The organism is Sanguibacter biliveldensis, assembly GCF_033798665.1.
Classification (GTDB): Bacteria; Actinomycetota; Actinomycetes; order Actinomycetales; family Cellulomonadaceae; genus Sanguibacter; species Sanguibacter inulinus.
This window is the reverse complement of record NZ_CP138359.1, coordinates 573,267-585,213: the sequence shown is the minus strand read 5'-3', so window position 1 is coordinate 585,213 and position 11,947 is coordinate 573,267. Positions and strand designations below refer to the sequence as shown.

Annotated in this window: 10 protein-coding genes and 1 pseudogene; 5 read left to right on the top strand and 6 right to left on the bottom strand. The window is 69.0% G+C overall.

Translation table 11 applies throughout. From position 1 onward, the window contains the following. The first annotated feature begins 55 nt into the window (after positions 1-55). A complete protein-coding gene (locus SANBI_RS02565) occupies positions 56-667 on the top strand; it encodes a flavodoxin family protein (RefSeq protein ID WP_319158634.1) in 612 nt (203 codons plus the stop codon). Between the two features lie 161 nt (positions 668-828). On the opposite strand, the pseudogene SANBI_RS02560 reads toward SANBI_RS02565, so the two are convergent. The 5 genes and pseudogenes from SANBI_RS02560 to SANBI_RS02540 form a co-directional block, all read right to left on the bottom strand. Next, positions 829-1,812, bottom strand: a pseudogene (locus SANBI_RS02560) (RNA polymerase sigma factor); the annotation flags it as partial. Positions 1,813-2,127: 315 nt separating this feature from the next. Then, positions 2,128-2,385, bottom strand: coding sequence for a helix-turn-helix domain-containing protein (locus tag SANBI_RS02555; RefSeq protein WP_319158632.1), 258 nt, complete (start codon positions 2,383-2,385; stop codon positions 2,128-2,130). Continuing rightward, positions 2,372-3,064, bottom strand: a complete 693-nt coding sequence (locus SANBI_RS02550) for a hypothetical protein (RefSeq protein ID WP_319158630.1) — start codon at positions 3,062-3,064, stop codon at positions 2,372-2,374. The genes SANBI_RS02555 and SANBI_RS02550 overlap by 14 nt, the downstream gene beginning before the upstream one ends. A gap of 77 nt (positions 3,065-3,141) precedes the next feature. Beyond that, positions 3,142-4,716 carry a UxaA family hydrolase gene (locus tag SANBI_RS02545; protein ID WP_319158628.1) on the bottom strand — a complete coding sequence of 525 codons (1,575 nt, stop codon included), beginning with the start codon at positions 4,714-4,716 and terminating at the stop codon, positions 3,142-3,144. A gap of 2 nt (positions 4,717-4,718) precedes the next feature. Then, positions 4,719-6,263, bottom strand: a complete 1,545-nt coding sequence (locus SANBI_RS02540) for a Gfo/Idh/MocA family oxidoreductase (RefSeq protein WP_319158626.1) — start codon at positions 6,261-6,263, stop codon at positions 4,719-4,721. A gap of 240 nt (positions 6,264-6,503) precedes the next feature. Here SANBI_RS02540 and SANBI_RS02535 point away from each other — a divergent pair, with 240 nt between their 5' ends. The 4 genes from SANBI_RS02535 (at position 6,504) to SANBI_RS02520 (ending at position 10,419) form a co-directional block, all read left to right on the top strand. Then, complete coding sequence (locus SANBI_RS02535) at positions 6,504-7,451, top strand: carbohydrate ABC transporter permease (RefSeq protein ID WP_056135929.1); 948 nt, start codon at positions 6,504-6,506, stop codon at positions 7,449-7,451. Next, the gene (locus SANBI_RS02530; RefSeq protein WP_319158624.1) at positions 7,448-8,359 is read left to right on the top strand and encodes a carbohydrate ABC transporter permease; all 912 of its coding nucleotides are present in this window, start codon (positions 7,448-7,450) and stop codon (positions 8,357-8,359) included. The genes SANBI_RS02535 and SANBI_RS02530 overlap by 4 nt, the downstream gene beginning before the upstream one ends. Next, complete coding sequence (locus SANBI_RS02525; RefSeq protein WP_319158622.1) at positions 8,356-9,534, top strand: dienelactone hydrolase family protein; 1,179 nt, start codon at positions 8,356-8,358, stop codon at positions 9,532-9,534. The genes SANBI_RS02530 and SANBI_RS02525 overlap by 4 nt, the downstream gene beginning before the upstream one ends. A 189-nt stretch (positions 9,535-9,723) precedes the next feature. Next, positions 9,724-10,419: a hypothetical protein gene (locus SANBI_RS02520; protein WP_319158620.1), complete on the top strand. Its 696-nt coding sequence runs from the start codon at positions 9,724-9,726 to the stop codon at positions 10,417-10,419. Between the two features lie 101 nt (positions 10,420-10,520). Here the strand turns inward: SANBI_RS02520 and SANBI_RS02515 are convergent, their stop codons facing one another. Beyond that, a complete protein-coding gene (locus SANBI_RS02515; RefSeq protein ID WP_319158618.1) occupies positions 10,521-11,870 on the bottom strand; it encodes an ABC transporter substrate-binding protein in 1,350 nt (449 codons plus the stop codon). Between the last annotated feature and the right edge of the window lie 77 nt (positions 11,871-11,947).

Genomic DNA, 11,947 nt, shown 5'->3' with positions numbered 1-11,947 from the left:
CTCGTCCACAGGAGTACCGCGCGCACGTCCGCCCGGCCACGCGGAGCATGGAGACATGAGCACAGCACTGAGCGCAGTCGTCCTGGTCGGGTCCCTCAAGTCCTCGTCCGAGCCCTCGAGCAGCGAGGTCCTCGGGCGTCAGGTCCTCGACGCCCTCGCCGAGCACGGGGTGGTCGGGTCGGTCGTCCGGCTCGCCGACCACGACATCCGCCCGGGGGTCGAGGTCGACATGGGCGATGGTGACCAGTGGCCGCTCGTCCGCCAGCAGGTCCTCGCGGCCGACATCCTCGTGGTCGCCACTCCCATCTGGATGGGTCAGCCGTCGAGCGTCACCAAGCGCGCTCTCGAGCGGCTCGACGCCGAGCTGTCCGAGACCGACGAGGAAGGGCGGATGCTCACCTCCGGCAAGGTCGCGGCCGTGGCCGTGGTCGGCAACGAGGACGGTGCGCACCACGTGAGCGCCGAGCTCTACCAGGCCCTCGACGACGTCGGCTTCACCATCCCCGCGAACGCCGTCACCTACTGGGTGGGGCGGGCCATGGAGGGCGTCGACTACAAGGACCTCGACGAGGTCCCCGAGGCTGTCGCGAAGGCGACGGCGACGCTCGCCCTCAACACCGCGCACCTGGCGCGGCTGCTGCGCGAATCCCCCTACCCGGCTGGCTGACGCGACGCACAGACCGCGCTGGCCGTCTCCGCGCACCAGGCCCTCTCCAGAGACCGGACCAGCCGCAGAGACGCGAGAAGGGCCCCGCCTGTCCGACGGGGCCCTTCTCGTCCGTGCTCTGCTGGTCGCTCGTCGCGCGTGAGCCCCAGCAGCCGTGCTGGTCAGTCGAGGTAGTCGCGCAGCACCTGCGAGCGGCTGGGGTGACGCAGCTTCGACATCGTCTTGGACTCGATCTGGCGGATCCGCTCGCGGGTCACGCCGTAGACGTGGCCGATCTGGTCGAGGGTCTTCGGCAGGCCGTCCGTGAGGCCGTAGCGCATGGTGATGACGCCGGCCTCGCGCTCGGAGAGCGTGTCGAGGATCCCGTGGATCTGCTGCTGCAGGAAGCTGAAGTTCACGGCGTCCGCGGGGACCACGGCCTCGGTGTCCTCGATGAGGTCACCGAACTCGCTGCCGCCCTCTTCACCGAGCGGGGTGTGCAGCGAGATGGGCTCGCGGCCGTGCTTCTGCACCTCGAGGACCTTCTCGGGCGTCATGTCGAGCTCGAGGGCCAGCTCTTCCGGGGTGGGCTCGCGGCCGAGGTCCTGGAGCATCTGGCGCTGGGCGCGGGACACCTTGTTGATGACCTCGACCATGTGCACGGGGATGCGGATGGTGCGGGCCTGGTCGGCCATGCCGCGGGTGATCGCCTGACGGATCCACCAGGTGGCGTAGGTCGAGAACTTGAAGCCCTTGGCGTAGTCGAACTTCTCGACGGCGCGGATGAGGCCGGTGTTGCCCTCCTGGATGAGGTCGAGGAAGAGCAGACCGCGGCCTGTGTACTTCTTGGCGATCGACACCACGAGGCGCAGGTTGGCCTCGACGAGGTGGCTCTTGGCGCGGATGCCGTCGGCGGCGATGACCTCGAGCTCGCGCTTGGTGGCGCCCTTGGGGTACTCGCCGGACTCGAGGAGGTGCGTGGCGAGCATGCCCGCCTCGATGCGCATCGCGATCTCGATCTCCTGCTCGGCGTTGAGCAGCGGGACGCGTCCGATGATCTTCAGGTAGTCCTTGACGGGGTCAGCAGTGGCACCCGCCGCGAGGACTGTGGGTGCTGGTGCGTCTTCCTCGTCCGTCGACAGGACGAAGCCGTCGTCGGTCTGGGAGGTGATCGGGGTCCGTGCTGAGGTTGCCGCAGTCATCAGTGTTCTCCATCATCAAGCCGTGGGGCCGCAGCCCTCGGCCGTCGTACCGTGCCTTCCACACGCCGCCCGCGAGGAAGAGGTGCCACCCCGTAGTGCTGGTTCGACCAGCTGCCGTCGGGGTGCATGAGCTTCACACGAGACCATCGGTGAAGGAAGGGGCTACGACGGATCGTCCGGAGCCGTGTTCCTCCATTATAACCAGCAGGCCGCCACAGAATTCCCGGGAGCCCCTCGGAAGCCAGTCGTCGGGCCGCTGAGGGGACTGCTCGGCGCCGGTCAGGCTCCGTCGGCAGGCGTGACGGTGAACAGCTCCGCAGGCGTCGCCCCCAGGGCGTCGCAGACGAGCGTCAGCGTCGTGAACCGGATCGCCTTCGCGCGGTTGTTCTTGAGGATCGACAGGTTCGCCATGGTGATCCCGGTGCGCTCCGAGAGCTCGGTGAGCGTCATCTGCCGGCGGGCGAGAGCCTCGTCGAGATGGCACACGATCCTGTGCAGGACGAGAGGTTCGTCGTCCCCACGGTCAGACGACGCCATCCACGTCCCTCTCCAGGCGAGCGCCGGCGCGGAACGCCGTGGTCAGCGCGAGAGCGACGAGCCCGGCGACGAGGATCGGGACAGGCCAGTCTGGCGTGGCGATGTTGGTCATCATGTAGTCGCCTCCGAGGAATGCCTCACGCTGCTCGGTCGACACTCGACCCGACCCGAAGAGCAGCCCGATGCGCGAGCTGAGGTAGACGACAGCACCTGTGTCGAGGACAGCCTGGGTGACACCGCCGACGAGCAGGACCACGGTGAGCCTGCTCCACCACCTGAGGACGGCCGGGGTGAACGGAGCCCCAGCCGAGATGCCCTTGAGCACCCGCAGCAGCAACCATGCCGCGAGGCCCACCGTGGCTGCGTGCACGAGCGACGGTGTCGCACCGAGCAGCCGCATCCCGAGGTCGACGTCTTCGAGCGTGCCTGTCGTGCCCTCGCGGAGGGTCGCCGATCCCATCTGCGGCAGATCGCTCAGGGAGAGCCGAGGATCCGCCCCACCCAGGGTGTAGACATAACGCCCCGTGATCGTCATCCACGCCGTCGACAGCCGCCCCACGACCGTCAGTGTCGCGACGACGACGACGCTCGCCGTCACGAGCCGCCGCACCCGTTGTGCGCGCCGTCGCGGTCGAGCCTCGGCGTCTCGCCCGACCTCCGGTACCACTCCTGCACTCATGACGCCCCCTGCTGTTATCGACAATCGATGTTATCGACTATCAATATACACACCTCGTCCGGAGCGGCACGGAGGTGTCAGGTCACCGTCCCCAGCTGCCAGGGGATGAACTCGTCCTGGCCGAGGTCGAGGTCTTCCGAGACCGTCTCCTTGCCGGAGGCGACCGCCAGGATCTCGTCGAAGACCTCACGGCCGACCTCTTCGAGGGTCGCCGTGCCGTCGACGATGCGGCCGCAGTTGATGTCGATGTCCTCGGCCTGGCGGGCGTAGAGCTCGCTGTTCGTCGCGAGCTTGATCGACGGTGTCGGCTTGGCGCCGAGCACCGAGCCGCGCCCTGTCGTGAAGCAGACGACGGTCGACCCGCCCGCGATGAGCCCCGTGACCGACACCGGGTCGTAGCCGGGGGTGTCCATGAAGCAGAAGCCCGTCGCCGTGATGCGCTCCGCGTACTCGTAGACCTCGACGAGGTCAGCCTGACCGCCCTTGGCGACGGCCCCGAGGGACTTCTCGAGGATGGTCGTCAGCCCGCCCGCCTTGTTGCCGGGCGACGGGTTGTTGTCGAGGGAGCCGCCTCCGGCCGCCGCGTAGTCCTGCCACCAGTCGAGCCGACGCAGGAGCTTGCGCCCGACCTCTTCGGTCACGGCCCGCCGGGTCAGCAGGTGCTCTGCCCCGAAGACCTCGGGAGTCTCTGCCAGGACTGTCGTCGCACCGTAGGAGACGAGCAGGTCCGAGGCGACCCCGAGCGCCGGGTTGGCGGTGATGCCCGAGTACCCGTCGGAGCCTCCGCAGTTGAGGCCGACCACCAGCTCGGAGACGTCGCAGGTCTCGCGGCGACGGCTCTCGACATCCGGGAGCATCGCGCGCACAGCGGCGACGCCCTGACGGACCGTGGCCCGGACCCCGCCCGACTCCTGGATGGTCAGGTGCTCGACCACGGTGTCGGGCGAGAGGTCGAGACCGTCGAGCAGCGACCCGACGGCGATCATCTCGCAGCCGAGCCCGACCACGAGGATCCCCGCGAAGTTCGGGTGCTCCGCGTAGCCCTTGAGGGTGCGGACCAGCATCTTGGCCCCCTCGTTCTCGGGCACCAGTCCGCAGCCGGAGTCGTGCGTCAGCGCCATGACCCCGTCGACGTGCTCGTACTCGTCGAGGACGGGTCCGCGGAACTGGTCGGCGATCATCCGCGCGGTGCTCGCCGAGCAGTTCACCGACGTGAGGATGCCGATGTAGTTGCGCGTCCCGACCTTCCCGCCGGCCCGGCGGTACCCCTCGAAGGTCGGCCTGGGCCCAGCGGGCTCGGGCAGCTCGTGGTGCACCGTCGCGAGCTCGTGGACGCGCTCCGCGAGGTCCATGCCGAGGTTGTGGCTGTGCACGTGCTGGCCCGCGACGACAGGCCGGGTCGCGACGCCGATCGACTGGCCGTACTTGCGGACCTGCTGCCCGACGGCGACGTCCGCGAGCGCGATCTTGTGCCCGCGGGGGACGCTGTCGAGGACCTCGAGTTGTCGATCGCCGTCGACGAGCACCGTGCCGGGGCGCAGGTCTCGGGTGGTGACGGCGACGTCGTCACCGGCCCGGAGCAGGAGCAGGGCGTCGCCGAGGGCGAGTTGCTCGCCAAATCCGTCGGTGCGGGGCGTGAGGGTGCTGGTCATGGTCAGGCTCTCGTCGGTGCGGGCAGGTCTGCGGGGGCGTCGAGCTCGATGCCGAGCGTGCTGAGCCGCACGGTCTCGCCAGTGCGGATGGACTCGTTGGCCGCGATGCCGACGATCACGCTGCGGACCCCGTCGACGTAGTGCGCCTGCCTGCCCAACGGGTCGTCGCCGACGCCGAGGAACACGTCGTCGAGCAGCATCGCGTCGCCGCCGCCGTGCGCGCCCACCCCCTCGGGGATAGGGAGCTCGCGGGCCTCGTCCCAGTGCTGCTGCAGCACGAGCCGTGAGCCGAAGGCCCGGGCCCCGCCAGCGGCGTCGACGTGCGTGACGCTCGGGTCGACCACGGGCGCCTTCTTGCCGTCGGGGCCGAGCATCTTGCCGGCCGAGCCGGGGTGGACGTGGGTGCGCTCGACCACCTCGAGCTCGAGCCGGCCCCGGGTGCCGTTGATCCCCACCCTGTAGCCCTCCCACGGGCTGTGCGCGTTGAGGGAGTAGGTGAGCACGGGTCCCCCGCGGTAGCCGACGAGGACCGCGAGGTTGTCCTCGATCGTGATGCCGGGGCCGAAGACGTCGCGGTCGCGGACGTAGCCGTCCGCCTCCTCGGCCTCGAGGTACAGGCGGCGCAGGGTCTCGTCGGCGGCCATGTCGAGGGCGAAGGGGTCGTCGGCCGCCCCGTCGCGGCCGAGCGCCGGGCGCGGACCCAGGCCGCGCGCGGCGGCGCTGTCCTCGCCGTAGAAGGCGAGCCGGCCGAGCGCGCTGACCACCTCGGGGACGTCGTCGATCCACCAGTTGACGAGGTCGAGGTGGTGCGTCGACTTGTGCACGAGCAGCCCGCCCGAGCTCGCCTTCTCGCGGTGCCAGCGACGGAAGTAGTCGGCGCCGTGGACGGTGTCGAGCAGCCACTCGAAGGTCACCGAGGTGACGTCGCCGATCGCGCCCTCGGAGACGAGGCGGCGCACCTCGCTGTTGCGGGGCGAGTAGCGGTAGTTGAAGGTGACGACCAGCTCAGCCGTCGAGCGGCGGGCCGCCTCGGTGATGGCTCGCAGGCCGTCGACGTCGATGGTCATCGGCTTCTCGCAGACCACGTCGACACCGCGGTCGAGGGCCTCGACGACGTACCGCGCGTGCGTGCTGTCGGGGGAGGTCACGACCACGACGTCGGGGTCCTGCTCGTCGAGCATCCGCGAGAAGTCTTCGGGGGTGTAGCGCGGGAGCGGCGCGCGACCGTGCTCGGCGAGGAGCTCGTCGTAGAGGTCCATGCGGACGTCGTTGGTGTCGCACCACGCGACGGGCTCGGCGACCTCCGCGTGGGTGGTGAGCATCGACCTGACGAACATCCCCGCGCGGGATCCTGTCCCGACGACGGCGTGCCGGCGGCGGGGCGCAGCGGGCACGGGCGGTCCCGCGGGTCCGGCTGCCGCGGCGGCGTCGGAGCGCGCTGGCGCTCCAGCGGCGGCAGGTGCAGCTCCAGCAGCCACGGTGGTGGGAGCAGCTCCAGCAACGGCGGGTGCAGGCGCGGTCGTCGGGTCAGGTGTTCCGGAGGGCATCGTCGAACCTCTCGTCGATCGGCGCGACGACCTGCGGTGTCTCCCTGCACCGATGCAGGGCGGCATGAGGACCTCAGGTCGAGCAACCGGTTTCTCGGTTCATCCTAGGCGACGGTGAGCCAGATCACCACAGCCTGTTGACCTTCGGACGCTCATCGCGTTGAATGTGGGAAATCGGTTTCTGGGGCAGCGAGGCCCCACCGAACTGCGGCAGAGACGCCCCACACCGAGGAGAGCACCATGGCCGTGCTAGAACACCAGGCGCCCGAGAGCGCGGGCGACGTCGAAGGCCCTCCCCGGCTGCGGCGGAAGATCCGCGGACGCTGGACCCCGTACCTGCTGCTGGCCCCGACGCTGACGCTCATCGCGGTGTTCATCGCCTACCCCATCCTCACCGTCGTGCGGACGAGCCTGTACCAGTACAACCCCAACAAGCCGTGGATGGACGGCTGGGTGGGCCTGGGCAACTACGAGAAGATGCTCGGCGACCCGCTGTTCTGGGACTCGCTCCAGTTCACCGCCAAGTGGGTCGTCGTCGAGGTCGGCCTGCAGATGATCTTCGGCCTGGCCCTCGCCCTCGTCATCAACGAGACCTTCGTCGGGCGTGCCTTCGCCCGAGCCCTGGTGTTCTCCCCCTGGGCCGTCTCGGGTGTGCTCACCACGACCATCTGGCTGCTCATCTACAACCCGACCGTCGGCTTCCCGCACATCCTCGCCGAGCAGGGGCACGTCGCCTACGGCGTCAGCCCGCTCGCCGACGGCGACTCGGCCTTCTGGGCCGCCGTCCTGGCCGAGCTCTGGCGCGGCGTCCCCTTCTTCGCGATCCTCATCCTCGCCGACCTCCAGTCGATCTCCGGCGACCTCTACGAGGCCGCCGAGGTCGACGGCGCCGGGCGCGTCCGCAGGTTCACGGCGATCACCTTCCCGCACATCAAGGCAGCCCTCGTGCTCGCGACCCTGCTGCGCTCCGTGTGGGAGTTCAACAACGTCGACCTCCTCTACACGCTGACCGGAGGAGGCCCAGCCAGGGCCACGACGACCCTGCCGCTCTACGTCGCGCAGACCGCGACGGTCACCAAGGAGTTCGGCTACGGGTCGGCCCTGACCATGGCCGCCTTCGTCATCTTGTCCCTCTTCTCGATCACCTACCTGTGGCTCACCCGCATGGGCCAGAAGGGGAAGTCATGAGCACCGCGACCCTGGACGCGCCGAGCGCGACTCCCCCGAGCCCGCAGCGACGGGCCAAGAAGATCTCCGACGCGCAGCGCGGCCTCGAGAAGGCCCGCCGCACACCCCGCCTGGCGATCTACCTGCCGCTCGGGCTGTACCTGCTCTTCACGCTCGTCCCCTTCTACTGGATCGCGATGTTCGCCTTCCGCAAGGACGGCTCAGACACGCTCTTCCCGGTCGGCGACGACTTCACGCTCGAGCACTTCGACACCGTCTGGAACGGCTCGGGCTTCGCGGTGTTCTTCCGCAACTCGGTGATGATCGCGCTGATGGTGCTCATCTGCGTCACGTTCATCTCGCTGCTCGCCGGGTATGCGATGGCGCGCTACGACTTCCGCGCCAAGAACGTCATCCTCGTCGGGCTGCTCTGCACGCAGTTCGTCCCGGGCGCGATGCTCCTCATCCCGCTCTTCGAGGTGTTCAGGTCGGTCAACCTCACGAACACGCTGTGGAGCATCATCATCGCGGACACGGTGTTCCAGATGCCCCTGTCGATCATGCTCATGACGGGCTTCATCAGGAACGTGCCGATCGAGATCGAAGAGGCCTCGTGGATCGACGGGTGCAGCCGGCTCCAGGGCTTCCGAGCGAACGTGCTGCCGCTCCTGCTGCCCGGCATCGTCGCGATCAGCTCCTTCGCCTTCATCGGCGCCTGGAACAACTTCCTCTTCGCGCTGATGTTCCTCAACTCGCAGAGCAAGTTCACGATCCCGGTCGGGCTCAACTACATGATCGGTGAGAACGCCGTGAACTTCGGGGCGCTCGCCGCGGGCGGTGTGATCGCCGTCGTACCCGTCGTGCTGGTCTTCGCCTACGTGCAGAAGTTCCTCGTCAAGGGCATGTCGTCGGGCGCCGTGAAGGGATGAGCCGCCCGAGCGCGATCGGCGGGTACGAGGACTGGCCCGCGTACCTGCGGTCTGCTCCCCTGCTCGACGGGGACGCGCACACGGCGCGCCTCGCCCGGCTGCTCGGTGTCCCTGCGCCGCGCCCGCTCGTCGTGGGCGCGGCGCGGGTCGTCCGCACCTGGGAGGACGACGGGGTCGTGGGCACCGAGCTCGAGTGGCAGACGGGCTTCGGCCCACCGACGCGGGCCTGGCGGCTCGCCCCCGCCGATGCCTCACCTGACGCCCCGCTGCCGGGCGTCCTCGCGCTGCACTGCCACGCCGGGGTCAAGTGGGTCGGCGCCGACCGCCTCGTCCGGACCCCCTCGTCGACGCCCGAGGCAGAGCGGGTCCGCGCGTCGAGCTACGAGGGCCGGTCTGTCGCCTCCGACCTCGCGCGGCGCGGCTTCGTCGTGCTCGCGCACGACACCTTCGCCTGGGGCTCGCGCCGCGTCACGTTGGACCCGCCGCCGTGGCGGACCCGCGACACCCTCGACCTCCACGAGCAGGTCTGGGCCGCCGGCGGGCACACGCCGACAGCCGCCGAGCGCTACGACGCCGCCGCAGCCCACCACGAGTCGACCCTGGCCAAGGCGGCCGGGCTGCTCGGCACGTCTTTCGCGGGGACCGTCGCGCACGACGACCTCGCGGCCCTCGGCGTCCTCTCGTCCATGCCCGACGTCGACGCCGGCAGGCTCGGGGTCGTCGGGTTCTCGGGAGGTGGTGGCCGGGCCGCCGTCCTGGCCCACCTGGACCCCCAAGTCCGGGCCAGCGTCGTCGTCTGCATGATGACGACCTTCAACTCGTTGGTCCCCGCCTACCTCGACGCGCACTCGTGGCTGTTGCAGACCCCCGGCCTCGCCCGCGAGCTCGACTGGACCGACGTCGCCGCAGCCCGCACGGCGCACCACCAGCTGGTGATCTCCGCCGAGGACGACGCCCTGTTCCCCCGGGACGGCATGCACGACGCCGACGCCCGGCTCGCCGAGCTCTTCGCCGCGGGTCCCGGGTCCCACACGGGCGTCTTCGTCCCCGGCCCGCACAGGTTCGACGCCGCCATGCAGACGACCGCCGGAGAGTTCCTCACCGCGCACCTCGGCACGAACGCGGTTCTGTGGGTTGACGCCGGGACCACTCGTTCGCGCCGGCCAGAAAGCTAGCGTCGCGCCGACGGGCGGCCGCGAGCGTTGCCCCCTCTGGTATCCCGCCCACCCGGAGAATGCTTCAGGCCCAACGACGTAAGTCGATGGGCCTGAAGCACAACTGAACGAGCTTTACGGCCCGCCTTCGTTCGTTAGCCTACGCGTGTGCCCACAAGTCCTCAACCCTCCAGCCCTCCTGCTGCACCTGTGCCGGTCCTCAGCCGGGCGCAGATCCAAGTCGCGATCGCCGACGAACGCTTCGCCCCCTATCTCGCTGCATGCGGGAACGATGACGCGGCCGCTTTCACGCTCTACAGGTGGAACCTCCTCGTCGCGTCGACCATCCAGGAGGTCCTCGGGCTCTTCGAAGTCGCCTTGCGGAACGCGATCGACCCGCACGTCGGTGCGTGGCAGCTGACGGCTCCTCCGGCGGGCGGGAGGACCTACGGGCGGAACTGGCTCGCAGAGCCCCACCCTCTCCTCAGCAACAGTCAGGGAGCGCGGAGGTTTGCTGCGCTGAAGGACAACGTCGACAAAGCCATCAGAGGAAAGGGCCGCGCTCCGACACATGGAGATTTTGTCGCACAGACCACGCTCGGGACCTGGCGCTATCTTCTCCCTCCAGCGTCAGGCAACGTCTCGTTCACGCAGCGACTGTGGGACTCCAACGTCAAAGACGCTTTTCCTCATCTGAAGAGAAATCACGGTGCGCTCACCTTCGACGTCAACCGGATCCTCAGGCTGCGAAATCGCATCGCCCACTACGAGCCGGTCCTCGACACGACCAAGATCTTCGATGACACGCTGGCGATGAGGCGTGTGCTGAACGACATCGACCCCGATCTCAAACCATGGTTCGACCGCCAGTCTCGAGTCGCGTGGGCGATAGCGCAGCGTCCCTGAAGAGCAGCTCGTGACTCAGTCCTGGGCCAGACAGCGGGGCCGGTGCCCCCCGGCACCGGCCCCGCTGTCTGTGCCACGTCTCGTGGCGTCGTCGTGCAGCGTTACTTCTGCACGAACTCTTCGTAGTCGGCGAGCGATGCCTCGAAGCGGTCTGCGTACTTCGTCGCGAACTCCTGGGCCGTCATGGTCCCCTGCAGGATCCCCTGGAAGTCGGGCTCCATCTCCGTCTTGAGGATCGATCCGTACTCAGGCAGGTACGTCGGCAGGCGCAGGTACTGGGTGTCAGGGTTCTCGGTGAGGGCCACGACGGCCTCGAGGGGCTGCGACTCGGCGACCCACGGGGCCTTCTGCGCCTCGAGGTTGGCGGGCACCTGGCCGATGGCCTCGGACCAGTCCGAGTTGCCCTCGGTCGCCATGAACTCGACGAACTTCCAGCCGGCCGCCTTGTTGTCGGCGTCCTTGAGGATCGACAGACCGGAGATCCCCGGCGAGGTCACCGTCGAGACACCGTCGGCGTCCGGGAAGGACTGCACGCCCATGACGTTCTCGCCGCCGAGGTTGCGCAGGTGGTCCTGGTACGAGCCGAGGTTGTGGTGCATCGACCACGCGGACCCGCCGCCGAAGGCCGCCACGATCTTGGTGTAGTCGTTGGTGAGGTCCGCCGGCGCCGACACCGAGTCGAAGAGCGACACGTAGCGCTCGAGGCCCGCGACCACCGCGGGGTCGTCGAAGGTCGACTGGCCGTCCTCCGTGAAGAACTCTCCGATACCGGCCATGCCGTAGGCCATCGAGAACATGGGCGGCATGGAGCCGGGCCCGCCGCGGAAGGCGAAGCCGAAGCGTCCCTCGTCGGCGGCCGTCATCTTCTCGGTCAGCTCGTAGAACTCGTCGTAGGAGGTCGGCTGCTCGAGGCCCGCTGCCTCGACCCAGTCGGTGCGGTACCAGATGACGTCGGAGATCGCGCTCAGCGGGGCCTTGTACAGACCGCCGTCCGGGGCGTTCTCCCGCTCGGTCGCGACCTGCACGGGGTCGGTCGAGGCCTCGAGGGACTCGGAGAACGGCCCGTCGATCTTCTCGAAGGCGTCCCGGGCGATGAACCCGGCCACGTCGTTGCCGATGAGCAGGACGTCGGGGACCTCGCCCGAGGCCAGCGCGTTGTCGACCTTCTCGAGGTACGAGGAGTTCGGGATGCCCAGGTACTCGACGGTGATGTCCGGGTTGGCCTCTTCGAACCTGTCGATGAGCTCGGCCCACTTCGCCTTGAGCTCAGGCGTCGAGTTCGTGTCCCAGAACTGGACCGTGCCTGTCGCCTCGCCCCAGGCCGCGACGTCGTCGACCGCGGGACCGGCCTCGGCCTTGTCGCCGCCCCCTGGTGCCCCGCAGGCCGTCAGCGCAGCGAGGGCCGCCACGGCCCCGACCGCCACGAAACGCGTCCGTGATGTGAATCGCATCATCGCCTTCTTCCGTCGTTCTCTCGTCATTGAGGGATCTTGAGGGATCTCGACCGTCAGTGGTCGATGACACCGGT

What these genes read in the sequence shown, in the direction of transcription:
- SANBI_RS02530 (WP_319158624.1), top strand. Translation starts at nt 7,448, where the DNA reads ATGAGCACCGCGACCCTGGACGCGCCGAGCGCGACTCCCCCGAGCCCG.
- SANBI_RS02545 (WP_319158628.1), bottom strand. Translation starts at nt 4,716, where the DNA reads ATGACCAGCACCCTCACGCCCCGCACCGACGGATTTGGCGAGCAACTC.
- SANBI_RS02565 (WP_319158634.1), top strand. Translation starts at nt 56, where the DNA reads ATGAGCACAGCACTGAGCGCAGTCGTCCTGGTCGGGTCCCTCAAGTCC.
- SANBI_RS02525 (WP_319158622.1), top strand. Translation starts at nt 8,356, where the DNA reads ATGAGCCGCCCGAGCGCGATCGGCGGGTACGAGGACTGGCCCGCGTAC.
- SANBI_RS02535 (WP_056135929.1), top strand. Translation starts at nt 6,504, where the DNA reads ATGGCCGTGCTAGAACACCAGGCGCCCGAGAGCGCGGGCGACGTCGAA.
- SANBI_RS02540 (WP_319158626.1), bottom strand. Translation starts at nt 6,263, where the DNA reads ATGCCCTCCGGAACACCTGACCCGACGACCGCGCCTGCACCCGCCGTT.
- SANBI_RS02515 (WP_319158618.1), bottom strand. Translation starts at nt 11,870, where the DNA reads ATGCGATTCACATCACGGACGCGTTTCGTGGCGGTCGGGGCCGTGGCG.
- SANBI_RS02555 (WP_319158632.1), bottom strand. Translation starts at nt 2,385, where the DNA reads ATGGCGTCGTCTGACCGTGGGGACGACGAACCTCTCGTCCTGCACAGG.
- SANBI_RS02550 (WP_319158630.1), bottom strand. Translation starts at nt 3,064, where the DNA reads ATGAGTGCAGGAGTGGTACCGGAGGTCGGGCGAGACGCCGAGGCTCGA.